Annotated in this window: 18 protein-coding genes; 16 read left to right on the top strand and 2 right to left on the bottom strand. The window is 48.0% G+C overall.

What is annotated here, in order from left to right; genetic code table 11:
* Positions 1-18: 18 nt before the first annotated feature.
* Positions 19-465 carry a Spi family protease inhibitor gene (locus tag BQ5453_RS08605; RefSeq protein ID WP_161942411.1) on the bottom strand — a complete coding sequence of 149 codons (447 nt, stop codon included), beginning with the start codon at positions 463-465 and terminating at the stop codon, positions 19-21.
* 154 nt (positions 466-619) lie between these two features.
* On the opposite strand from BQ5453_RS08605, the gene BQ5453_RS08600 reads away from it, so the two are divergent.
* The 10 genes from BQ5453_RS08600 (at position 620) to speA (ending at position 14,714) form a co-directional block, all read left to right on the top strand.
* The gene (locus BQ5453_RS08600; RefSeq protein ID WP_143033257.1) at positions 620-997 is read left to right on the top strand and encodes an ISAon1 family transposase N-terminal region protein; all 378 of its coding nucleotides are present in this window, start codon (positions 620-622) and stop codon (positions 995-997) included.
* Between the two features lie 34 nt (positions 998-1,031).
* Positions 1,032-2,075: a transposase gene (locus BQ5453_RS08595; RefSeq protein WP_074027632.1), complete on the top strand. Its 1,044-nt coding sequence runs from the start codon at positions 1,032-1,034 to the stop codon at positions 2,073-2,075.
* Positions 2,076-2,243: 168 nt separating this feature from the next.
* Positions 2,244-2,621 carry an ISAon1 family transposase N-terminal region protein gene (locus BQ5453_RS08590; RefSeq protein ID WP_143033257.1) on the top strand — a complete coding sequence of 126 codons (378 nt, stop codon included), beginning with the start codon at positions 2,244-2,246 and terminating at the stop codon, positions 2,619-2,621.
* A gap of 34 nt (positions 2,622-2,655) precedes the next feature.
* A complete protein-coding gene (locus BQ5453_RS08585) occupies positions 2,656-3,699 on the top strand; it encodes a transposase (RefSeq protein WP_074027632.1) in 1,044 nt (347 codons plus the stop codon).
* Between the two features lie 308 nt (positions 3,700-4,007).
* Entirely contained in the window at positions 4,008-5,624 is a 1,617-nt protein-coding gene (locus BQ5453_RS08580) for an OstA-like protein (protein ID WP_071122877.1), read from the top strand.
* Positions 5,625-5,809: 185 nt separating this feature from the next.
* Positions 5,810-7,807, top strand: coding sequence for a DNA mismatch repair endonuclease MutL (gene mutL / locus BQ5453_RS08575; protein ID WP_071122876.1), 1,998 nt, complete (start codon positions 5,810-5,812; stop codon positions 7,805-7,807).
* A 227-nt stretch (positions 7,808-8,034) separates the two neighbouring features.
* Positions 8,035-9,189 carry an OmpA family protein gene (locus BQ5453_RS08570; RefSeq protein WP_071122875.1) on the top strand — a complete coding sequence of 385 codons (1,155 nt, stop codon included), beginning with the start codon at positions 8,035-8,037 and terminating at the stop codon, positions 9,187-9,189.
* 598 nt (positions 9,190-9,787) lie between these two features.
* On the top strand, positions 9,788-12,151 hold the full coding sequence (gene topA, locus BQ5453_RS08565; RefSeq protein WP_071122874.1) for a type I DNA topoisomerase: 2,364 nt from the start codon (positions 9,788-9,790) through the stop codon (positions 12,149-12,151).
* 9 nt (positions 12,152-12,160) lie between these two features.
* Positions 12,161-12,688, top strand: coding sequence for a shikimate kinase (locus tag BQ5453_RS08560; protein ID WP_071122873.1), 528 nt, complete (start codon positions 12,161-12,163; stop codon positions 12,686-12,688).
* 133 nt (positions 12,689-12,821) lie between these two features.
* Positions 12,822-14,714: a biosynthetic arginine decarboxylase gene (speA, locus tag BQ5453_RS08555; protein ID WP_071122872.1), complete on the top strand. Its 1,893-nt coding sequence runs from the start codon at positions 12,822-12,824 to the stop codon at positions 14,712-14,714.
* 364 nt (positions 14,715-15,078) lie between these two features.
* On the opposite strand, the gene BQ5453_RS08550 is transcribed toward speA, so the two are convergent.
* Complete coding sequence (locus BQ5453_RS08550; RefSeq protein WP_161942409.1) at positions 15,079-16,131, bottom strand: IS110 family RNA-guided transposase; 1,053 nt, start codon at positions 16,129-16,131, stop codon at positions 15,079-15,081.
* A gap of 1,444 nt (positions 16,132-17,575) precedes the next feature.
* Between BQ5453_RS08550 and BQ5453_RS08545 the strand changes: the two genes are divergently transcribed.
* The 6 genes from BQ5453_RS08545 to BQ5453_RS08520 all read left to right on the top strand — a co-directional run bounded on the left by BQ5453_RS08545 (position 17,576) and on the right by BQ5453_RS08520 (position 25,674).
* Positions 17,576-18,154, top strand: coding sequence for a DUF3575 domain-containing protein (locus BQ5453_RS08545; RefSeq protein ID WP_071122871.1), 579 nt, complete (start codon positions 17,576-17,578; stop codon positions 18,152-18,154).
* 108 nt (positions 18,155-18,262) lie between these two features.
* Entirely contained in the window at positions 18,263-19,588 is a 1,326-nt protein-coding gene (locus tag BQ5453_RS08540; protein WP_071122870.1) for a DUF3868 domain-containing protein, read from the top strand.
* Between the two features lie 221 nt (positions 19,589-19,809).
* Entirely contained in the window at positions 19,810-21,525 is a 1,716-nt protein-coding gene (locus BQ5453_RS08535; RefSeq protein WP_083361171.1) for an Mfa1 family fimbria major subunit, read from the top strand.
* A 371-nt stretch (positions 21,526-21,896) separates the two neighbouring features.
* Positions 21,897-22,814 carry a FimB/Mfa2 family fimbrial subunit gene (locus BQ5453_RS08530; protein WP_161942410.1) on the top strand — a complete coding sequence of 306 codons (918 nt, stop codon included), beginning with the start codon at positions 21,897-21,899 and terminating at the stop codon, positions 22,812-22,814.
* A 442-nt stretch (positions 22,815-23,256) separates the two neighbouring features.
* Positions 23,257-24,243, top strand: coding sequence for a DUF4906 domain-containing protein (locus tag BQ5453_RS08525; RefSeq protein WP_071122867.1), 987 nt, complete (start codon positions 23,257-23,259; stop codon positions 24,241-24,243).
* An 87-nt stretch (positions 24,244-24,330) separates the two neighbouring features.
* Positions 24,331-25,674, top strand: a complete 1,344-nt coding sequence (locus tag BQ5453_RS08520) for a hypothetical protein (RefSeq protein WP_071122866.1) — start codon at positions 24,331-24,333, stop codon at positions 25,672-25,674.
* Positions 25,675-25,678 lie beyond the last annotated feature (4 nt).

Here is a 25,678-nt window from a genome sequence, read left to right as displayed (position 1 = left end):
TATATCGGCAAGCAATGGCTACACACGGGGCTGCCGGTATGTGGAGTCGGCCGCGAGTGCTTCTTTCTCGGCCAAACATCTCTCAGCTTTGGCATCGCCGTTGGCCAATGCTGTCGCCATGGTTTCATAGGCCTGCATTAAGTGCTTCATGCCATCTGGCATGTTTTCTTCACTATACGTGTCTGTGGTTGAATAACCCATTATTTCGGGCATTCGGTCATCGCCCGACACGATGGTATAACCACAATTACCATCATGTGGAAATACGTAATATCCTCGGCTACTGGTGGTTGATTGTTGCTTGTTCAGCACCTTGGCACGCTTTACCGATTGCTGCCCTATATGCGCCCCATTCTTTGCAGCATGTCTTTCGGCTATCTCGCGAGCTTGCCGAAACGAACGGTTCTCTGCCAACACTGGCATTGCCATCAATAGCAGGAATAACAGAAGTGTGTGTTTTCTCATATTCATGGTTCTTTGGGGTTTGGATTAAACTGGCGCACCCGACAAACCCTGTGGAGGGCTGTGCAGATGCTAACCCAAAAACTGAGTTGCCAAACGATACATGATTGCCCAAAAGTAGTACCTTTGCACTATGAATCAGAATGGCAATAAAAATATGTATGAGGGCCTCGCCTCATATTTCCTCCCCGAAGGAGTTCTTAAATATTTCGAGGTGACAGACTTTGCAACACAGCGTACTCTGGACAAGGATGTTCTTTACACAACAGAGCTTCACATCTATCTGGATGAGCGCGACAATCGCACACCAGACATGAAGGATTCCGTGAGCAATGGTTTTGGGGAAGAATCATGTTTACTTGACTATCCAGCCCGAGACAAGAAGGCGGTACTTCACATACGAAGAAGGCGTTGGACAATGCCGGATGGCACAACAAGAAGTGTTGACCTTGACAAGGAGTTTGAACTGAAGCATAAGGGCACTCGATACGCGAAGGACTTCGCGCTTTTTTTAAAGAGGGCGAATGGACTCTGAGACGATAACCGCTCGTCAGATTGGTTATACGTACATGATTAACAGCTCCACGTTTGCCAAAAGATACAAGGACGCCCTGAGTAACTTCGAGACGTGGGAGCAGAAGGATCACGCATCCAAGTGGATTCTTATTCCGCAAAACGTAGGTAAGGAGCAAGGCATAGACGAGACCTCCCTCCAGGGCGAACTGTACACTATCGTTCACAACAAGGATGCCCATGGTCGCAAGGGTGCAATCATAGCAGTAGTCAAGGGAACGAATCCTGCTGACGTACTGAAGGTTCTCATGCAACTACCTGCAGATAAGCGTGAAATGGTTGAGAATATCACGATGGATCTCTCAGATTGCATGCGTGTCATAGCCCGAGAGGCATTCCCTAAAGCCACAGTCATACGTGACTGCTTCCATGTCGTAAAACGCGGTGGAGAGGGCTGCGAAGAGATACGCCTGCGCCTGAAACGAAAAGCCGTAAAGGAGGCGAACAGACAGAAGGCAGAGTTTCGCAAATACCTCGAAAATCTGGCAGCGCAGAGAAAGGCTTACCGCGAGCGAATGAGGAAAAGGCATGGGAAGAACTGGAAGAAGAGCAAGCGCGGAAGAAAGCCTATGAGGCTGAACACTCGCTTTGAACCCAAAAGGCTTGAAAATGGCGAGACTCTTGTAGAGGCACAGACACGATGTCGCAAGCAATTGTCCATGAGCCGAGAGAAGTGGAGCGCAACGCAGAAAAAGCGTGCGAAGATACTTTTCGCACTCTACCCAAAACTTGAAGAAGCATACAATCTGATCAACTCCCTTAGAGCCATATTCAGAAACAAGAAACTCACAAAGGAGACTGCCAAACAGAATTTCAAGGGGTGGTATGAGAAAGTGGCTTCCTGCACTCTGCGTGAAATCAAGTCCGTACGCGATACCATCAGATTCTATGAGGATGAAATCCTGAACTACTTTGACGGACGTAAGACTAACGCTTCAGCTGAATCGTTGAACTCAAAGATCAAATGCTTTCGTGCACAAGTAAAAGGAGTCATAGACATACCATTCTTCATGTATCGTTTAGCAACAGTTTTGGGTTAGCATCTGCACGGCCTACTCCACAGGGTTTGTCGGGTGCGCCANNNTGGCGCACCCGACAAACCCTGTGGAGGGCTGTGCAGATGCTAACCCAAAAACTGAGTTGCCAAACGATACATGATTGCCCAAAAGTAGTACCTTTGCACTATGAATCAGAATGGCAATAAAAATATGTATGAGGGCCTCGCCTCATATTTCCTCCCCGAAGGAGTTCTTAAATATTTCGAGGTGACAGACTTTGCAACACAGCGTACTCTGGACAAGGATGTTCTTTACACAACAGAGCTTCACATCTATCTGGATGAGCGCGACAATCGCACACCAGACATGAAGGATTCCGTGAGCAATGGTTTTGGGGAAGAATCATGTTTACTTGACTATCCAGCCCGAGACAAGAAGGCGGTACTTCACATACGAAGAAGGCGTTGGACAATGCCGGATGGCACAACAAGAAGTGTTGACCTTGACAAGGAGTTTGAACTGAAGCATAAGGGCACTCGATACGCGAAGGACTTCGCGCTTTTTTTAAAGAGGGCGAATGGACTCTGAGACGATAACCGCTCGTCAGATTGGTTATACGTACATGATTAACAGCTCCACGTTTGCCAAAAGATACAAGGACGCCCTGAGTAACTTCGAGACGTGGGAGCAGAAGGATCACGCATCCAAGTGGATTCTTATTCCGCAAAACGTAGGTAAGGAGCAAGGCATAGACGAGACCTCCCTCCAGGGCGAACTGTACACTATCGTTCACAACAAGGATGCCCATGGTCGCAAGGGTGCAATCATAGCAGTAGTCAAGGGAACGAATCCTGCTGACGTACTGAAGGTTCTCATGCAACTACCTGCAGATAAGCGTGAAATGGTTGAGAATATCACGATGGATCTCTCAGATTGCATGCGTGTCATAGCCCGAGAGGCATTCCCTAAAGCCACAGTCATACGTGACTGCTTCCATGTCGTAAAACGCGGTGGAGAGGGCTGCGAAGAGATACGCCTGCGCCTGAAACGAAAAGCCGTAAAGGAGGCGAACAGACAGAAGGCAGAGTTTCGCAAATACCTCGAAAATCTGGCAGCGCAGAGAAAGGCTTACCGCGAGCGAATGAGGAAAAGGCATGGGAAGAACTGGAAGAAGAGCAAGCGCGGAAGAAAGCCTATGAGGCTGAACACTCGCTTTGAACCCAAAAGGCTTGAAAATGGCGAGACTCTTGTAGAGGCACAGACACGATGTCGCAAGCAATTGTCCATGAGCCGAGAGAAGTGGAGCGCAACGCAGAAAAAGCGTGCGAAGATACTTTTCGCACTCTACCCAAAACTTGAAGAAGCATACAATCTGATCAACTCCCTTAGAGCCATATTCAGAAACAAGAAACTCACAAAGGAGACTGCCAAACAGAATTTCAAGGGGTGGTATGAGAAAGTGGCTTCCTGCACTCTGCGTGAAATCAAGTCCGTACGCGATACCATCAGATTCTATGAGGATGAAATCCTGAACTACTTTGACGGACGTAAGACTAACGCTTCAGCTGAATCGTTGAACTCAAAGATCAAATGCTTTCGTGCACAAGTAAAAGGAGTCATAGACATACCATTCTTCATGTATCGTTTAGCAACAGTTTTGGGTTAGCATCTGCACGGCCTACTCCACAGGGTTTGTCGGGTGCGCCATTAAACTTCTCTATACTATCATAACGCAAATGTATGACTTTTTCACCATTGTTACAACTTTCGCGCCTTTCTTTTCGCTTTCGCGCAAGTTAGGCGGCGGCTCGGAAATGCAAAATTGAAAGTCGCGGGACTTTCATTTTGCATTTCGCTCGCCTTGCACTTTCGCTTCGCGCAAGTTAGGCAGCGGCTCGGAAATACAAAATTGAAAGTCTCGGGACTTTCATTTTGCATTTCGCTCGCCTTGCACTAACTTTGCACCCAAAAGAAATGATTGTGAGAAAAATACTCCTATATATATTAGTATTGGCAGGCTGTGCAGCATACGCATTGCCCAATGTCAACCAACACCGAAAGAAACAAACTCATAACAATGAACGCATTGTGCTGCGACATGCCGATAATTTGCGCTTCTCTGAATACGAAATGAACAAGGCGCAACGACTCAGCGGCAACGTGATACTGGCACACGCGGGCATGGTGATGCACTGCGACAGCGCTGTGCTGAATGATGACTCACAAACGTTTGACGCTTTCGGACGGGTACGCATCGTGCAGGGCGACACTCTCACACTTAAAGGTGACAAACTGCACTACGACGGCAGCACCCAAATGGCCGAGATGCGCAAAAACGTGGTCATGACGCACCGCAACCAAATAATGCGCACGGACAGCCTCAACTACGACCGCATGTATAATGTGGGATATTACTTTGAAGGCGGCGAACTGATTGACGGCAACAACCACCTGACATCTGACTGGGGTGAATATCACACTGATACACGCAAGGCCACGTTTAATTACAATGTGGAGCTGAAGAACCCTAAATTCAAACTGATAACCGACACACTGCATTACAACACCATCACTAAATGGGCTGAAATTGTAGGCAAGTCTAACATCTATTCCGGACAGGACCGCATCTACACCGAGCATGGCTTTTATAACACGGTTTCTGAAAAAGTGCGTCTGTACAAGGGGACTAAAGCATTTGGCAAGGACCGCATCATGCAGGGTGACACGGTTTACTACGACAAGAAAACGGGCGTGATGGAGGGGCTCGGCAACGTGTCGTGCGAGGACACCAAAAACAAGAACATTCTCACCGGCGGTTACGCCCGCTACAACGAACTGACTGGCGAGGCCATGGCCACCAAACGGGCTTTGGCACGCGATTATTCACAGGGTAAGGATACGCTCTATGTGCATGCCGACACTTTGCGCATGTTTTCGTACAACCTTAAAACGGACTCTGTATACCGTGTGCTGCACGGCTATTTCCACGCTCGCGCTTTCCGCACCGACATGCAAATGGTGGCTGACTCGCTGGTGTTCTCATCGCGTACCAAAAAGGTGACGCTCTACCGCGACCCCATTGTGTGGAGTGACAACAAGCAAATAGTGGGCGAGGAAATCAATGCCTATATGAATGATTCCACGCTCGACTCTATTTACGTTGACCGCCAGGCACTTACCATCGAACGGGTGGACTCTACACACTTTAACCAGGTGGCATCACAACAAATGCGCACCTACTTCGACACGCAGGGCGAGGTGAAGGAAAACCGCGCCATAGGCAACGTAATGGTGGTGAACTACCCGCTCGAAAAGGATAGCACAATCCTTTACCAAAACTATGTCGAAACCGCACAGGCTCGCATGTTTATGCGCAACCGCAAGCTGTACAAAATATGGGCGCCAGCCTCGCACGGCTACTTTTACCCCATCGGACTGGCACCTGCCGACCGCACAAAGCTCCCGGGCTTTGCGTGGTTTGACTACATACGCCCTCTGTCGCCTGACGACGTGTTCAACTGGCGTGGCAAAAAAGAGGGCACAACTCTGAAGCCAAGCATAAGGCGCGAGGCTCCTCTTCAAAAATTATAACAACCACGTTGGCGGAATAAGTAAACGAGTTAACAGGGTGACAAGTTGACAAGTTAACAGGTAAATATATTCTGGAGTATTTATAGTATTAAATGACAGAATATATAAGGAGTATAAAAACTTGACTAACTTACTTGCTTACCCGTCAGCCTGTTTACTAATTTCGCCTACTTATATATATTTATATGAGTGATATCATACATCTGCTGCCCGACTCTGTGGCCAACCAAATTGCTGCAGGCGAGGTGATACAGCGTCCTGCATCTGTCATAAAGGAGTTGGTTGAGAACGCTCTCGACGCCGGCGCCACTCACATACAAGTGGTGGTTGAAGATGCCGGCAAGACACTCGTGCAGGTGGTTGACAACGGCTGTGGCATGAGCGACACCGATGCACGCTTGTCATTTGAACGTCATGCCACATCTAAAATTCAGCAGGCCACCGACCTGTTTGCACTGCGCACCATGGGCTTTCGCGGCGAAGCGCTTGCCTCAATAGCCGCTGTGGCCCAAGTTGAGCTGCGCACCAAGCAGCAGGGTAAAGACCTTGGCACGAGCATCTGCATCGAGGGGTCAAAGGTCACTTGCCAAGAGCCTGTGGCCTGTCCGGCCGGAGCCAACTTTGCTGTGCGCAATTTGTTTTTCAACATACCGGCGCGCCGCAAGTTCTTAAAGTCCAACCAAACAGAGTTGGCCAACATCACAAGCGAGTTTGAACGCATAGCACTCGCCCACCCCGACATTGCCTTCACGCTCCACTCTGGCGGCAGTGTCATGCTCGATTTGCCCGGTGGCAACTTCCGCCAACGCATCGTGGGCATATTCGGCCGCCGCATCGACAAACACCTCGTGCCGGTTGAGGTTGACACCACACTGGCACACATCAGCGGTTTTGTGGGCATGCCCGCTGCAGCACGACGCAAGAATGCACACCAATATCTCTTCGTCAACGGACGTTTCATGCGCCACCCTTATTTTGCCAAGGCCATACTCACAGCCTACGAACGTCTAATTCCCGACGGGCAACAAGTGCCGTTCTTTATCAACTTTGAGGTTGACCCCGCACGCATTGATGTCAACATTCACCCTACAAAAACTGAAATAAAGTTTGAGGACGACAGCGCCATATTCCAAATTCTGCTGGCAGCTGTCCGCGAGTCGTTGGGCAAATATGGCGCCGTGCCAGCCATCGATTTCAACACCGAGGGGCGTCCCGACATACCAACGTTCAACAACGAGTTCAATGCGTCGTCTGCCCCCATTACGCCGCCAACCATTCATGTCAACACGGCATTCAACCCCTTCGACACAGGCAGCCAGGCCGAAGCCAGCAGCAATGACTTTGCGCCACATGGCAGCGACAACTCTTCTGCGGCAGCATACCGCACACACCACCCCGCACCTGCCCCACTCGACTGGCAGCAGATTTACGAAAACGCACAAAGGCAGGCTGCCCAGCAACCACAAGCTGCCAACCAAGGTGATGCGACCATTGAGATTGAGAGTCATTACAACAACGAGTCCCCTGCAAGTGACACCATGTCTGCCACGCCCGATGCCCTCCCACAACCGTCAGACAACGCACTCTACAACAATCTGCCGTTGCCCGACCAAAACGAGTGGCAAGCCAAAAGTGCCGCCGACCTGTTGCAATATAACGGCCGCTACATTGTGACGGGCATCAGCTCGGGGCTGGCACTTATCGACCAGCACAAAGCGCACATGCGCATCTTGTACGAGCGATACATCAAGCAACAGCAGGCACACAAAGCGCCCTCACAGCAAATGCTCTTTCCCGAACCATTCACCACGTCACCCTCTGAGGGCATTGTGCTTGAACAAATTATGCCGCAGCTCAAGGAGGTGGGATTTGACATCACCACCACTGCCCCCAACACCTACGAAATATCAGGCACCCCCGTCGGCACTGAAGGCCTGTCGCCTACCGCCCTCGTCACCTCTATCCTGACCGATGCCATTGCCGGGCAAGCTGATGCCGCCGCCACCATCGGACACATCATTGCGCTGGCCCTCGCCCGCAAGGTGGCCATGCCTGTGGGCCAATACCTCACCACCACCGAAATGAGCGAACTCATTGGCCAACTTTTCAGCTGCGAGTCACCGGCCATCACACCCGACGGAGCGCCCACAATGATTATTATCAATCCCGAAAAAATGTTTTAGACGCGCCTTTAGGTATCATAAGCCACCAAAACGCACAATACACCTTACAAAATAAGTCTAAATCACGGTATAAAAGCTATTTTTCACGCAAAAAGTTGCGTCAAACACACAAGTATACTTAACTTTGCAACAAGTTGCAGGCAAAAGTAGCCCCCTACGAATGCCATGCAATACATAACGACAACAAAACAAATACAATATTATTAATAGTTTCAAATCATCTAATTATGAAAAAATTAATGATTGCACTCGCCTTTGTAGGTCTTGCATCGACCACAACGGCTATGGCTCAAGACACTGAAGTTCCTACCAAGAAGTACAGTGTGGCCACCAACTCATTCTGGGCTAACTGGTTTGTAAGCGCTGGTGTATCTGGTACAGCTTACTACACTTCACAGGAGCATGGTGTTAGCAACAACCCATTCAGCGACAAGCGTGGTACTATCGGATTCACTGTAGCTGTAGGTAAGTGGTTTACTCCGGGCATCGGTCTTCGTACTAAGTTCGACGCTATCAAGGGTAAGCAGGTTAACTCTGAAACGAGCCACCCTCTCTATACCGCACTCAACGTTCACGAGGACGTTATGTTCAACCTCTCTAACATGTTCTGCGGTTACAACGAAAAGCGCGTTTGGAACTTCATTCCTTATGTAGGTATCGGTGTATCAACTAAGCTGAACAACGGCAAGAATGCTGACATCTACTACACTGCTGGTTTGTTGAACAACTTCCGCGTAAGCAAGCACGTTCAAATTTTTGCTGACCTCAGCGTAGGTGCTACTGAAGGTTCTCTTGACCAGGCTGCCAACGACAACTGGGCAGGCTACAAGAAGAACAAGATGAAGCACTGGGACAAGGATCTCCGTCTCGATGTAGGTGTTACTTACAACCTCGGCAAGTGCACTTGGGACAAGGTGCCTGATGTTGACGCCCTCATGGCTATGAACAAAGAGCAGATGGACGCTCTCAACCAGTCACTCAAGGAGCAGCAGGACGAAAATGCACGTCTGCGCGATATGCTTGCTAACGCCAAGAACCAGCCTGTTGTTAACAGCAAGGAATTCGTTGGTACTACTTCAAGCGTATTCTTCAACATCAACTCTGCTAAGGTTGCCAGCCGCAAGGATCTCGTTAACGTGAAGGAAGTTGCCGAGTATGCTAAGGCTAACAACTCTAAGATCGTTGTTACTGGTTACGCTGATAGCAAGACTGGTTCTGCCGAATACAACCAGAAGCTCTCTCAGAAGCGTGCCGAGACTGTTGCTAACGAACTCGTTAAGATGGGCGTTAACCGCGACAACATCATCACCGAAGCTAAGGGTGGTGTAATGAACCTCGAGCCGTTCTCATACAACCGTCGTGCTACTGTTAAGATTCAGTAATCCTTATTTGAACACTTAACGGTTCATATATCTCTTATCAAGGGCTGCGCCAAGTTGGTGCAGCCCTTGTTTTGTTTCATATATTGTATGGTAAAACGGAGCCATGCGAACGGAGCCAAACTACAAACGCAAACAACAAATGCAAACAACAAACGCAAGCAACAAACGCAAGCAACAAACGCAAGCAACAAACGCAAGCAACAAACGCAAGCACTAATGGGGGCGACGCGTCTCGCGTCGGACAGAGAAAGGAAAGGCATACGAACTCTGCTAAATAATAGCAGCATATTTTCCCGACGCGAGACGCGTCGCCCCCATTAGAGGTAGCGTTTAGTGGTAGCGTTTGGTGCTTGAGTCTGTTCGTAGGTTTACTTTTTTGTTTTGCACTTCGCTCACCTTGCACTACTTTTCACCGTCAAAGTAGGCGGCGGTTCGGAACTGAAAACAAAAAAAGACTTTTTTGTTTTGCACTTCGCTCACCTTGCACTACTTTTCACCGCCAAAGTAGGCGGCGGTTCGGAACTGAAAACAAAAAAAGACTTTTTTGTTTTGCACTTCGCTCACCTTGCACTACTTTTGCACCATAAAACAGAAAACTATGCAAAAGAATTTGGTAATAGTCGAGTCTCCTGCCAAGGCCAAAACCATCGAAAAGTTTCTTGGATCAGACTATAAAGTCATGTCAAGTTACGGACATATCCGCGACTTGAAAAAGAAAAATTTTGGCGTTGACCTCGACACCTTCGAACCGCAATACGAAATACCCGCCGACAAAAAGAAAGTAGTGAGCGACTTGCGTGCACAAGCCAAAAAATCGGAGGCTGTGTGGCTCGCGTCCGATGAGGACCGCGAGGGGGAAGCCATATCATGGCACCTGGCCGAAGTGCTCGGCCTCGACCCCAAAGAGACCAAGCGCATCGTCTTTCACGAAATCACAAAGCCGGCCATTCTCGCAGCCATCGAGCATCCGCGACACATCGACCTCAATCTGGTCGATGCACAACAAGCTCGCCGTGTGCTCGACCGCCTGGTGGGCTTCAAACTGTCACCCGTATTGTGGCGCAAAGTGCGCCCGAGTCTCTCGGCAGGCCGTGTACAAAGTGTGGCCGTGCGACTCATCGTTGAGCGTGAACGCGAAATACAACAGTTCAAGCCCGAAGAGAGCTACCGCGTCACAGCACTTTTTGATGTTCCCGACGACAAAGGACACACCACCCCATTGCGTGCCGAACTCAACAAACGGTTCAGCAGCAAGGAGCAGGCCGAGGCTTTCCTCGAGTCATGCAAGCAGGCCAGCTACACCATCGACAGCATCAGCAAGCGCCCTACCCAGCGCACACCGGCACCCCCATTTACCACGTCCACACTGCAACAAGAGGCCGCACGCAAACTCGGTTTCCCCGTTGCCGTGACCATGCGCGTGGCACAGAGCCTTTACGAGTCAGGACTCATCACCTACATGCGTACCGACTCTATGAACCTCTCCGACCTCTGCCTCAACAGTTGCGCACCGGTCATTACCAACATCATGGGGGCCAACTACCACCAACGCCGCACCTACCACACCCATGCCAAAGGGGCACAGGAGGCACACGAAGCCATACGCCCCACCGACATGGCACGACAGACCATCACCGGCGACAGCCGCGAGCAACGCCTGTACGAACTGATTTGGAAACGTACCATCGCTTGCCAAATGGCCAATGCGCAACTTGAGCGCACCACGGTCAACATCAGCGTTACAAGTGCCACGGACAACCACAACGGCTACTACTTCCAGGCCACCGGCGAAGTTGTAAAGTTCGACGGTTTCCTGCGCGTCTATCGTGAGAGCCAAGGCGATGATGACAACGCCAATACCGCCGACGAGTCACGTCTGCTGCCCCCCATGAGCGAGGGACAGAACCTGCAAAACCAAGAGATTGTAGCCCAACAGCGCTTTACACAACAACCACCGCGCTACACCGAGGCTTCGCTCGTGCACAAACTCGAGGAGTTAGGCATCGGCCGCCCGTCAACCTACGCCCCCACCATATCTACCATTCAAAACCGCGAATATGTGGTCAAGGGCGACAACGAGGGACAACCACGCAACTACTGCCAACTCACACTGGCCGGCAACAACATAACCGAACAAACGCTCACCGAAAACGTGGGCAGCAACCGCGGCAAACTGGTGCCCACCGACACAGGGCTCGTAGTCAATGACTTCCTGATGGAATACTTCCCCGAAATCATGGACTACAACTTCACCGCCAACGTTGAAAAACAATTCGACGAGGTGGCAGAAGGCAAGGAGAACTGGACACAAATGATCAGTGACTTCTACAAGGATTTTGACCCGCAGGTTGAACGCACACTCAACGAAAAGACTGAGCACCGTGTGGGCGAACGCGAACTCGGTACCGACCCGCAAACGGGCAAACCCGTGAGCGTAAAGATCGGACGTTTTGGTCCCGTAGTGCAAATTGGCACACCAAGCGACGACGAGAAGCCACGCTTTGCCAACCTCAACAAAGGCCAAAGCATCGAAACCATCACACTCGACGAGGCACTCGACCTGTTCAAGTTGCCACGCACCTTGGGTGAGTTTGAAGAGCAGACTGTCAAAGCCAACGTAGGACGCTTCGGCCCCTACGTGCAAATTGGCAAACTGTTTGTGTCCATTCCAAAGGGCGAGGACCCCATGGACATCACACTCGACCGTGCCATCGAGCTTATAAAGGACAAACGCGACAAGGAGGCTAAAAGCCACCTCAAACAATTTGCCGAAGAGCCCGAACTCGAAGTGCGCGCCGGCCGTTGGGGCCCCTACATCAGCTACCAAGGCAAAAACTACAAAATACCCAAAAAAGATGCCGACCGCGCCGCCGAACTCTCCCTCGACGAGTGCAAGCAAATCATTGCATCTGAAAGTAAAAAGCCTGCCACACGCACACGTTCACGAGCCACTAAAAAATAAGCAACTGTCATGAACAAAAGCATCATTTTAGTAGGCTACATGTGCGTGGGGAAAACCACCATCGGACGCGACCTTGCCAAACTGATGAACCGCACCTTCTACGACCTTGACTGGTACATCGAGGAGCGCTACCACACCAAGGTGAGCCAAATATTTGCCGAAAAGGGCGAAGCACACTTCCGCGACCTCGAGCGCCGCATGCTGCACGAAGTGGCAGAGTTCGAAAATGTCGTGCTTTCGTGCGGCGGGGGTACACCCTGCTTCTTCGACAACATTGACTACATGAACCAAGTGGGCGAAGTATTCTACCTCAAAGCCTCGCCCGAAACCATCTTGCAGCACCTGTCAATGAGTCGGGGCGAGCGTCCGCTGCTCAAGGACAAAACACCCGAACAACTGCAACAGTTCGTCACAGAACAGTTGGCACAACGCGAACCGTTCTACAGCAAGGCACGCCACATAGTCGATGTCAACGTGCTCGACTCTTTCGACAAAATCAAGTTCGTTACACAGGACATTGCCAATGCCATTGGCTGACGCCCCTCGCTGACACACGAACCCACTACAATAATAAACCTACAAGCAGGTGCACCTATCATGACACAGTGTAAAAACAACACCTGCGCAACATATTAAAATCCCTACTTAATATAATATCACCTTGCCCGCTATGCGTAAATGGAGAATTGAAGATTCTGAGGAGCTCTACAACATCAAAGGTTGGGGAGTCAACTACTTCGGTATCAACGAAAAAGGCCACGCCTACGTGTCACCACGCAAAAACGATGTACGCGTCGACCTCAAAGAGATAGTTGACGAACTCAACTCACGCGACATCACAGCCCCCGTACTTCTGCGTTTCCCCGACATATTGGATAACCGTATCGAAAAGACCTCTGACTGTTTCAACCAGGCAGCCAAAGAGTATGACTACAAAGCCGAACACTTTATAATCTACCCCATCAAGGTCAACCAAATGCGCCCCGTGGTCGAAGAAATTATCAGCCACGGCAAGAAATATAACCTTGGTCTTGAAGCCGGCTCCAAACCCGAGTTGCACGCTGTGCTCGCCACCAACATGGACTCTGACAGCCTTATCATCTGCAACGGCCACAAAGACCAAAACTTTATCGAACTGGCCCTGCTCGGTCAGAAAATGGGCAAACGCGTGTTTCTGGTAGTTGAAAAGCTGCCCGAACTCATCACCATTGCCCGCACAGCCGAAAAACTTGGCGTGCGCCCCAACCTCGGCATACGCATCAAGTTAGCAGCCAGCGGCACCGGCAAATGGCAAGAGAGCGGCGGCGACGCCTCAAAGTTCGGCCTTAACTCTTCCGAACTGCTCGACGCCTTGCGCATGCTCGACGAAATGGGCATGCACGACTGCCTCAAGCTCATACACTTCCACATCGGCTCACAAATAACCAAAATTCGCCGCATCTCCACAGCCCTGCGCGAGGCTGCCCAATTCTATGTGCAGCTGCACGCCATGGGCTTCAACATCGAGTTTGTCGACTGTGGCGGCGGACTTGGCGTTGACTACGATGGCACACGCTCAAGCAACTCCGAAAGTTCGGTTAACTATTCCATTCAGGAGTATGTCAACGACTGCGTCTACACATTTGTCGATGCGGCCAACAAAAACAACATACCCCACCCCAACCTCATCACCGAGGGCGGACGCTCGCTCACCGCACACCACTCTGTGCTCATTGTCGACGTAATGGAGAGCGTGAGCATGCCCCACATGAGCGAGGATTTCCACCCCACCGAACAGGACCACCAGCTTGTACACGACCTTACCGAGATATGGGACAAACTCTCGCCCCGCTCCATGCTTGAGGACTGGCACGATGCGCAGGACATTCGCGACGAGGCGCTCGACCTCTTCCGCCACGGCATCATCGACCTCAAAACGCGTGCACAGATCGAAAGTCTGTACTGGAGCATCACACGCGAAATCAGCGAACTGGCCCACCACCAAAAGCATGTGCCCGACGAACTGCGCACACTCGACAAGATGATGGCCGACAAATACTTCTGCAACTTTTCGCTCTTCCAGTCACTGCCCGACTCGTGGGGCATCGACCAACTGTTCCCCATCATGCCCATTGAGCGCCTCAACGAGCGTCCCACCGTGTCAGCCACACTACAGGACATCACCTGCGACTCTGACGGCAAAATATCGGCCTACGTCAACTACAACCAACAAACGTCCTACCTGCCGTTGCATGCCTTCCGCGAGGGCGAGCACTACTACATTGGCGTGTTCCTTGTAGGAGCCTACCAAGAGATTTTGGGCAACATGCACAACCTCTTTGGCGACACCAACGCCGTGCACGTCACCGTCGACGAAGATGGTTACAGCATCGACAAGACCATTGATGGTGAAACCGTGGCCGATGTGCTCGAGTATGTGCAATACGACCCCAAGCGCCTTGTGCGCCGTCTCGAAACATGGGTCAGCAAGGCCGTCAAGGAGGGCAAGATAACCACCGAGGAGGGCAAGGAGTTCATCTCCAACTACCGCTCTGGCCTGTATGGCTACACTTACCTTGAATAAAATTATTGCTGTCCGGTAATGTGTGTACCTTTGTTCATAGTTACCGAACATCTTTCAAAAAACTTTAAGGGCTGAATTCCAACCGAGGAATTCAGCCCTGATTTTATATCGATCGAATGCTTTTGCCCTTACAGGCAAGGCGTTCACAATTGACTTTTTTGCTAAATCATTTTGGGTGGAATTGCAAGTTGACTGAAACGTGCTGCAAAAAAAGCTGCCTCTAAACGAAAGCTACTACCAAGCGCTACCTCTAAACGCTAACTCTAAACGCTAACTCCAAACGCTAACTCTAATGGGGGCATTCTATGTTATTGACCAAATTTTTGGCAAGTTTTTTTGTTAAAGGATCTGTTGGATACCGATGTTAGCATACAACTATTGAGCTAGTAGTTGTGGTCGTATGAGGATCCTTTGATACGTCCATATCTGAATAGATTTTGGAGTCACGTACCATTGCAACAAGAATCTTGAGCATTTTGTTCTTGCAATTGTTAAGTACTATACCGATCGCTTTCCCTCGTGCCATAAGCCTATCATGATAAGCTTTTATGCGTGAGTTATACCTAATTGCACAAAGCGTGGCTTCGGTCAAAAGCGCTTTCAGCCAAGAGTTGCATTTGGGGCTTACATGTGTACCTCTCCTGACGGAAGTACCAGATTCGTTCTTAAAGGGAACAACCCCCCAATATGTAGCAATCTTGCGGTGGTTAAAGTTGAACTTGGTGAAGTTGTCTGTATAGACTATGAGCGCGACTGCATTAATCAAACCGATACCTTTCATGGAAGTCAGGATATTGAAGTTTTTTGCGTATTCAGAGCAGCTCATGACAACATCGAGAATCATTCGCTCAAGTTCCTTGAGTTCTTTCCGTAAGGATTCTTCTAGGCGTTTGAAAAACTCGTTTATGCTACTTGCTATGTTGGAGTCCTGCAGCATTAAAGGATTCTCCTTTGTGTTAGTAATTTCCGCTTTTAAGAAGGATTTGAGTCTATCTCGCTTAGCAAGGAGTGTCTTAAGTACACGCGTTTCGTCCTTGGGACGTACGTAAGGTTTCATCTTATCATAGAAACGTGCAGCGTAAGAGGCAATACGCAGAGAGTCTGTCTTGTCGTCTTTCCCTCTTACATCACCCATGCCACGTACGATATTCATGCTATGCTCAATCCATATGATAAAGCCACGATCTGTCAATTCATCACTGAAGAGTGTGCTATATGTACCAGTGTTTTCACCACAGAAGATGATTTCTCCGTCTTGTGCAACCTTTGACTTGGCCCAAGCAATCAGTCCATCAACTCCTTTCAGGTTGTTTCTAAACTTCTTGTACGCAATGAGAGTTTCTGGTTGTTCTTTCTGTACGATACTAGCATCTACTGTTTCTTTGGAAAAATCGATTCCAATAATGAACTTTTTCATATCTTTGTATGGTTTTTTAAAGGTAGCGAAAGCTGTGATGACTGCCACTCTAACTATTTTTATGAGCATTCTATTTAGTCTTTGCAGCTTGGTTGGGAGGGGTCTTAATGCCCCCAATAGTCTCTACGGACTGGCGACGGTGTATTTTTCCTCCCAACCAGCTATTCCTTTACTTTACTACGACAAAAGTAATAGAAAAAGCTTCTAACTACAAAGTCTTATTTAACAATGTTTACAGGTTAGCGGCTGCGCCGCTTAACTGCTGCAAACTTAGAGCGACGCGTCTCGCGTCGGAGAAATATGCAGCTATTATTTAGCAGAGTTCGTATTTTCCTCCTCTATCTCTATCCCCGACGCGAGACGCGTCGCCCCCATTAGAGCTTGCGTTTAGAGCTTGCGTTTAGAGATAGCGTTTAGAGATAGCGTTTAGAGATAGCGTTTGATGCTTGAATCCGTTCGCAAGTTTACGTTTTACCGGACTGCAATAATTTTGAATACCTACTTATTCTTTTAAGTGCACAATTTGTCTGCACTCTACACTATTTGCCTGCACTGCGTTGATTATCAGCGTGTTACGGAGTGTAGACAACTTCGTTTTTTATCTACACTGTCTACACTTGTCTGCACGCCGTCTGCACACTAATTCTTCCTCTGCACTTCTGTCACAGCAGCATGACGCAATGCCCGTGAGAAGGCGGTTAGAACAATAAAGGGAAGTAGTTTTTTCGGTCGCTCTAATCAAAAAATCGCTCCCCCTATGCCGAATTGTGCAGGTGGCATGACCATCGTGCAGTTAGGTGCTGACAGGTGTAATGAGGGGACGTGCTGACGAGTGCAGACAAGTGTAGACGAGTGTAGATAAGTGTAGGCAGCGTGTAGATAAGTGTAGACAGCGTGCAGACAGAAAGCAAGGTTGTCTACACTTCGTAACACACTGATAATCAGCGCAGTGCAGACAAAAAGTGCAGAGTGCAGACAATTTACCGATGAAAGTATATGCCTCGTATGAAGTTTCTGCACGTCTGGCCTGATGTTTGCCGCCGGCGTGCCTTCAAGTTTGGCAAACTTACCTGTTAACCCGTCAACTTGTTAACTTGTCAACTTGTTTACTAATTCTGCCAACGCGTCAAGCATACTTGAATGTTCCAGAGTGCAACTTGTCTCTATTATATAGAGCGGTGAATAAAATGGCGGTATTAAGAAAAAATTTTATAAAGCAAATTACCCCCCCAATAAAAAGTGTTATATTTGCACCAAAATATATGACATTTCGAACACATGCCCAAAGGCATAATAACAAAGAACCGCAAAAAACACTCAGTAAGAACTCAAGAAATTAGAGAAAGAGCTAAATACCCCACCCTCAAAAAAACGGGGAAAAGCCCAAACTTTAAGTAGAACTGATATAAAGCAGAACACAGCTGCTGTATAAAACAGATATCTTATGAGAATTACGAAACTATTACTATGTGTATTCTTGTCATTGACGAATACCCTACTATATGCTCAAACTGTAGCTATAAAAACTAACGCGCTTTATTGGGCAACCACCACGCCAAATATCGGTGTAGAATTATCGTTGAACAACAAGCATACCGCACAACTGTTTTATGGACTGAATCCATGGGAGCAATCTGGTGGCGACCACTCTAAGCTCAGACATTGGAGTACAATGGCTGAGTACAGACATTGGTTTTGCCAGAGTTTCAATGGTTGGTTTGTTGGCCCCCATGTGATGGGTGGCGAATTTAACTTGGGAGGTGTAGACTTGCCATTGGGTTTGCTACCTAACCTGAAGAGCCATCGCTACGAGGGTTGGTATGCAGGCGGTGGCATTTCGTGTGGCTACCAATGGCCAATATCTCGCCATTTGAACCTTGAAGCTTCGCTGGGCGTGGGATATGATTATATCAAATATGACGAGATGAAATGCGGAACTTGTGGCAAGAAATTAGAGAGTAGCCACAAGAACTATTTTGGCCCTACCAAAGCCGCTATATCATTGATATATGTGATAAACTAACTCAAGTTTCGGATTCAGCCCGCCCTTATTAAATCCGAAACTTCAGTAGACTAATACGGAGAATACTCCCCCCTATCTTTTCCTAAGTATATATATAAGAGCAAAGATATGAAACACAACATTCTATTCATATTGCCGCTACTTACCCTTGCCGCAGCTCCATGCTATGGGCAAGGCTGCAAGCGTGTGCATATAGCCAACGAAAGCATAACGATAGAGAATGTGAGGGTTAAGAGCATGGGCAAAAAGGTGACTCTTGCCATGACTGTGAACCTGGACAAACTGAAGATGGGTGCCAACAACCAGTTTGTGTTCACGCCAACCATAGCTACCAGCGATGGCGAGGTGGTGATGCCAAAGATGGTGATAAACGGCAAACGACAGCACATCATGCAGCAACGCAACAAGCGAAAGGCGAAAAACGACGAGGCGTATGTGGTGAGGAGAGAAAACGGCAAGCCGCAGCAGATAGAATATCTGCAATCGGTGAGCTACGACAAAAGGTTGGGCGACTACAGGGTGAGCATAAGCGAAGACCTTTGCGGGTGTGGCGACAACATTGGCAACAAGCACTATGAGCTGGCTGAATATCGACGACCTACGGCAATGTATGTGCGTCCAGAGGTGGTGGCAGAGAAAATTCAGGAGCTGAGCAAAACGGCATACATCGATTTCCCCGTGAACCGCACAGAGCTGAATCCACAATATCGCAGAAACCCCGAACAGCTGGACAGCATAGTGAGAACCATCGAGGCGCTGAAGGCTGACAATAATATCACCGTGGTGGGCATCAATATTCATGGCTTTGCATCACCTGAAGGAAGATACGAGAGCAACAACTATTTGGCGCAAGCACGTGCGAAAACGCTGACGGAATATGTGCAGCGCATGGTGAAACTCGACAAAGAGATATTCACAGTGTCGCATACCGCCGAAGACTGGGAGGGGCTGTGCAAATATATTGCCGGAAGCAACATGGAGCACAAGCTGCAGATACTCAGCATTGCCAACGACACATCACTGAAGGAAGACGAACGCGAGGCACGGATAAAGGCTGAATATACCGAGGAATACAAGTTTTTGCATGCAACATGCTATCCTGCATTGCGCCGCTCTGACTATCACATAAAATACAAGATTCGACCATTCAATGTGGAAGAGGCAAAGAAACTGATAACAACTCGTCCGCAGCTGCTATCGCAAAACGAGATGTTTATGGTGGCACAAACCTACGAGCCTGGCTCGAAGGAGTTTAACGAGGTGATGGAAATTGCGGTGCGCATGTTTCCTAACGACCCTACTGCCAACCTTAATGCTGCTTGCACGCGTTTGAATGCTGGCGACGCAGAGAGTGCCAAGCCATATCTCGACAAGGCTGGCAACAGCCCTGAGGCAGAGGCGGCACGGAAAATATATGAAGAGATTATTAAGTAGGCGTTCAAAATTATTTTATACAATCAGTAGGTGCCATTTTCACATTGAAAGCACATTCTCGAGGTACATCTGTTCCCTTCGGCCTCGGTCACATAGCCCGCTATGCTCTCTCGCCCGAAGGAAACATCTGCACCCCGATAATGCACTTTCAATGTAAAAATAATTTTGAACACCTACTTAAGTAAATAGCAACATTATTAATAACAACTTAATTTCCTGTTATGAAGATTTCTAAATTATTCCCTTTTGCATGTGTGGCATTGATGATGTCCGCATGTGCTTCAGACAAAGAAGAGATTGGTAGCGGCACAAAACCTGGTAGTGATCCGCAGTATCTCGCTGTGAACATTGTGAATGTGGGAGCTACTCCTACAACACGTACTACTGACTATGAGAACGGAACTGCGGGGGAAAGCGCTATCAAAAAGGTGCGTTTCTACTTCTTCAACGGTGATGGTTCGCCATATCTTATTAAGACGGGTATAGATGGTGGCGGAGACAAAAACTGGCTTGAGGCTTCTCCTGCTGACGACACCCCAACTTCAGGCACACCATCACAGATAGAAAAGATTACGCAAACCGTGCTCGTAATCAATGGTATTCAGTCTGCGGCTCCTGCTGCTATTGTGGCTATTGTTAATCCAGAAACTGTTGAGGCTACAACACTCCAAAATGAAGAAGGTGGTGATGTAATGAGATTGAGCGAACTTCGTTATTCTGCAGTAGGTCGCAATTTCTACAAAAAGGATGCGGATAACGGTGCTGTGTCTGAGTTTGTAATGAGCAACTCTGTATATGTTAATGCAGGTGAAGATGTTTGTGCATCGCTTGTTGCAGGTCATGTAACAACTTCGGCAGAAACTGCCAAGGCAAAACCTGTAGACCTCTATGTAGAGCGTGTTGTGGCTAAGGTTACTGCCGATGTTGACAATAACGCCTTTGAGCTTGGCAATGGTACGAACTGGGAAGCCGACAAATATGGTACAAAAACTGCTGTTGGAAAATCCGGCGATTATGATGTTTATGCTGTTATCGAAGGCTGGGGCCTGGCAAGTGAGAATGGCAAGGCTGAGATAGAAAAGCAGGTAAATAAGACATGGGCCGATGGAACTTTAGGTTTTACTCCTTGGACAACATCCGACTATCACCGTTGTTTCTGGGAAAAATCAGTTGGATTTGATGCAGGCTTGGGCGCCAATCCGCCTGTTAATCCTACGTTTAACCAATTGAATGCCAAGATGCGGGACGTATTGTACACATTGCCTAACACGCCTGAAAGTAAAGTCACTGATTTGAATAACAATGACCTGACAAAGTTGGCAGTTGCAGCCACTCTTAAATATAAAGATGCTGACAACAACTGGCATAATGCCGAAATTTGTAGATATAATGGTGTGTCTATTCTTGGAATTGACAATCTTAAGAGGCAGGTGGCATTGACATTCTCGCAGTATTACACAAGTACTGATGCCACAACTTATACTCAGCTTTCAAAAGATGACATCGACTTTAAGGATCCTGATGCTACTACGCAACAATATCTCGTAACTCCGACATTGGCAGACGGCGCTACTGGTACTAAGTATTACACCAAGACAACTACAGGCACCACTCCTACTTTCTCAGAAGTACCAAAGGCTACAGTATTGGCAGCCATTGAGGCAGATAAGGCTGAAGTCAGAAAGGATGGTAGAGCTTACTACTATGTTCCTATCAAGCACCTTGGAAGTAATGGCAAACTTGCCGAATATGGTATTGTGCGCAACCACTTCTACAAGATTACTTTGTCAGGTATCAAAGGCTTTGGCACACCTGTATACGACCCCAGCAAGGTGGTTAAACCTGCTGTGCCTACATACCAAGACACCTACCTTGCAGCACGCGTTCAGGTACTGCAGTGGCGTGTGGTAAACCAAAACGCAAGTCTTGGTAACTAAGCATTACCCGTTGGCGGAATTTCAGGTTAACGGGTTGACAGGTTAACAGGTTAACGAGTTGACAAGTAAGTATGCAATACACTACGTCATAATGGTAAGAAGCTTAAAAAGCTTGGCAAACTTACCCGTTAACTTGTCAACTTGTTTACTAATTCCGCCAACGCGTAAGCATAATATATCTCTATACACATAGTTGGTACGGCTCAGTGTCGTACCAACTATAACATAAGGTATCAAAGAAAACAATAGTACATACATTACATTCTACTTATATGAGATACTTAAGGTCTATCTTGAACACAACAAGCAAGATAACACTCGCTCTTATATCGTCATTAGCCATATCTTCTTGCTCTATGATGCACGATGACATGGACGGATGTAAAAAAGACTTGAGAGTAAGGTTCTGCTACGATATGAACATGGATTTTATAGACATCTTCAACTCACCAGTGAAGACGGTGACCCTGCATGCCTATAATCCCAATGGCGACCTGGTATTCAATAAGACTGAGGAAGTGAGCGATATAGCTGCCGCTGGAGGCTATATGAAACTCGATATCAAACCAGGCATATACACCCTTCATGTATGGGCTGAAGGCGAAGAACGACAGCCAAACTCATACATATACACAACAAGCGGCGATGCAACAAACGACATCGCTAAACTCGATTGTAAGATCAATAGAACGACCAGAGATATACAGCACGACCTGACAGCCCTATACCACGGATACTCTAAAAATGTAGACATGCGTATGGAAGACTATGGAACAAAAACCATAACGGTGCCACTAACTAAGAATACTAACAACGTCAAAGTGGTGATACAGAACACATCTGGCAAGAGACTAAAAGCCAGCGACTTTGACTTCAAGATAGACGACGATAACGGTTGGCTTGCCTACGACAACACACCTGTAATGGACGACTCGATAACTTATCGCCCATGGGCGCAATACGACGGTAGCGTCAGAGCTGCGAACGAGAACGGAACACAGGTGTCGGCAGTAGTGGCTGAGATGACCGTAAACAGACTGTTTGCTACAAAACACCCACAACTTAAGGTTTATAATACGAACAACGGGAAAATGGTGTTCAACATACCTCTCATAGACTATGCATTGCTTGTGAAAGGAAACTACAACAAGGCAATGACTGACCAAGAATACTTAGACCGGCAGGACGACTATAACTTCATCTTCTTTGTAGACGACCGCTTGAATTGGCTAAACGCCAATATATACATAAACTCTTGGCGAGTGGTGTTGCAAAATACTGAAATGTAGAGAAAGAGAAATAACTCAAGTTTCGAATTTAGGCGGGTACGGCCTGAAAGGCCAACAGCACTTAGCCCAGGGCAAGCGAAGCGGCACCCTGGGTATCGCGTGTCGGAGCAGTCGCGCCCTGTAAGGGCAAAAGCTTTAAGACATGGCGCAGCTGTTGAAAAAATATACATACGATGTTCCACTTAAAGACCGCTATATCAGCTGTCAAGTAAGAATGACAACATAAAGGGTTAATGCTTTTGCCCTTTCAGGGCGCGGAGACTCTACTATGCGGAAGCCCCAGGGTGTCGCTTCGCTTGCCCTGGGCTATGTGCTCCATTGGGCTTTCAGCCCGCCCTTGTTAAATCCGAAGCTTCAATAAATAACAGTGTAATACTTGATGCTATATCATATTAAACATATTACCCTTATAGCGGTTGTCGGCATAATGCTATGCATGGCAATGGCAGCTTGTTCAGATAGCAACGCAGAAGACGCTATCGGTATGGACGATGTGCGTGTAGCCTTTACGCTGGCGGTGGCAGATGTCAGGACAACTCGTGCCGCCAACGAGGGCTGGGACAACTACGATCATCCGCTGCCCGGCATTGAAAAGGAAAATATGATTAACCCCGACGACTTGTATATAGCCATCTGCGACAAAGGGGGCAACATCATCGGAGATGTGAAGACGATAAAGGTTGTACCTATGAGCGACCCTTCGGGCAATAAATATGCCATAACCGGAGTGTGGAAGAATGCTAAAGACAATATTGCCAAGGCTAAGAAGATAATGATTGTGGCTAACTGCAACGTTTCAAAACATAGCACCATTTCACTATCCGACTTGACATACAACCTTGATACGGGCACACGAAAATATATACCAATGTGGGGGGTGGCTTCGCTGCCTGCACTAACCCTCGGCACACAAACAGATATGACAGAGCCAATATATTTGCTAAGAGCTATGGCCAAGGTGAGAGTTGGTATGCGCTCGGATATGCCGTCGTACGGCTACTCTATAGGCAGCATGCACATCAACAACTATAATACCAAAGGCTATTGTCTGCCCAACAACTATAAGCTGGCTAACAGAACGCAGGATATACGCTTCAACAATTCGCTGCATGTGTTTGACAGCAGGGAGGCAAGTATTGACTTGGTGGAGGAGAGAGCAACATACATACCAGAATACGACAATACCAGTAGTGGTGCCACACCTGCTACTATAACAATAAACCTGAACAGAAACGGCAAACACGAAGGTACATATACCCTGTATTTTCGCAACTACGACACTGCCGGAGAACCTACAGGCACGCCGTACGATATACAGCGCAACCACTTCTATACATTCATGGTTTACAAGGAGGGCGGAAAGCTCATCGTAAACCTGCACGTAAGAAGATGGAACAAGCGAGAATACGACGAAGAAATAATAATGTAAACGCGTTGGCGGAATTAGTAAACAAGTTTACAAGTTAACGGGTTAACAGGTAAATCATACAGTACCACTAAAAGTGACATAATATATATGAAGAAAATATCGCTTTTGATAGTCTCACTCATTGCATCACTTGCTCTATGTTGTTGCTCGTCAGACCCTACTACCGAGCCGACAATTGATAGCGAGCCTGTAACTGTGCGCATAAATATTTCAACCCCGACAGGAAGCACTGCATCACGTAGTAGCGGTTCGCTGGAATGGACCGACGCCAATGCAGAAAAAGGCGAGATGATGAACAACTGCTTCACCATCGTTGTACAGCATGGCATCATCAAGCACCTGCTTGTTAGTGAGGATTATGCTGAGGAGAAGAGCTGGGTGGGCACGCTTACGGCAAAGATTGAGCCAGGCAAGACTACATTCTATTCTTTCGCAAATATCAAACCTGAGGCTGTGGGGCTCGACCCGAATATAGACTATTCTACATCTAATACGCCGCTCCCTGCCGACTTCGACAATAAGCTATATACCGTAAATGGCAATGTGCTTACGGCAGCCGACTTTCCTGGCGGCATACCTATGAGCAACAAGCAGACCATAGAGATAAAGAAGAATACTTCTGATGTAGATCTCGAAGTGATAAGAATGGTGGCTAAGGTGAAGCTGAAGATAACCAACGACACACCAAACGACATCACGCTAAAGAAAGTGGCGCTTACAGATATTACCAAGAACGAGGCTAACAATCTGTATCTGCTGCCTGGCAAGGACAATGGCACAGCTGTTGAACCACATATCAATGCTTCGGCAGCGAAAGAGATGTTTACTATAAATCTCGACCCTGAAGTGGTGGTAAAGGCCAATACTACGACACCAACGATAATAAGTTTCTACGTCAATGAGTCGATAGCTCAAATGCCAAACTACTTTGTAGTGAGCGTTAAGACCGACCATGCCACAATGAACCATCGTGGTGCATTGTCAAACTGGAACACAATATCGCGTAACGACTATCTTGAGATACCAATAAAGCTAAACGACTATCGTGTAAGATTCAAGGTAGAGCAGTTTACCCCCATTGGCGTGCTGCCTACTGTTGAGCAGAACGACGAGATGCTTACCGTAAGATTTAAGAGTTACGGCGAGTTTCATCTCATACCCTATGTAGTGCGCATAAGCGATGGTGTAGAACTCAAACCAGGTGTCGATGCAGCCGACGGTTGGGTGTTTGCCGGTTGGCAGACATTGACGTTGCAACCCGACGGCGATGGGGTATGTATATACGACCGTATGCCCACACCAGTGCCATCGCGACACACCATAGAGGGCGTAATTGGCAACCGCAATGGATATGCCATACACAAGGTGCTGATAGGTATCAATCAGTTAGGGTATGACATTCCGTATAAAGTGGAAATTATAAAAGAGTAGTGTA

Origin of the sequence: Prevotellamassilia timonensis, assembly GCF_900106785.1 — a bacterium.
GTDB classification, from domain to species: Bacteria; Bacteroidota; Bacteroidia; order Bacteroidales; family Bacteroidaceae; genus Alloprevotella; species Alloprevotella timonensis.
This window is presented reverse-complemented; position numbering and strand designations above follow the sequence as displayed.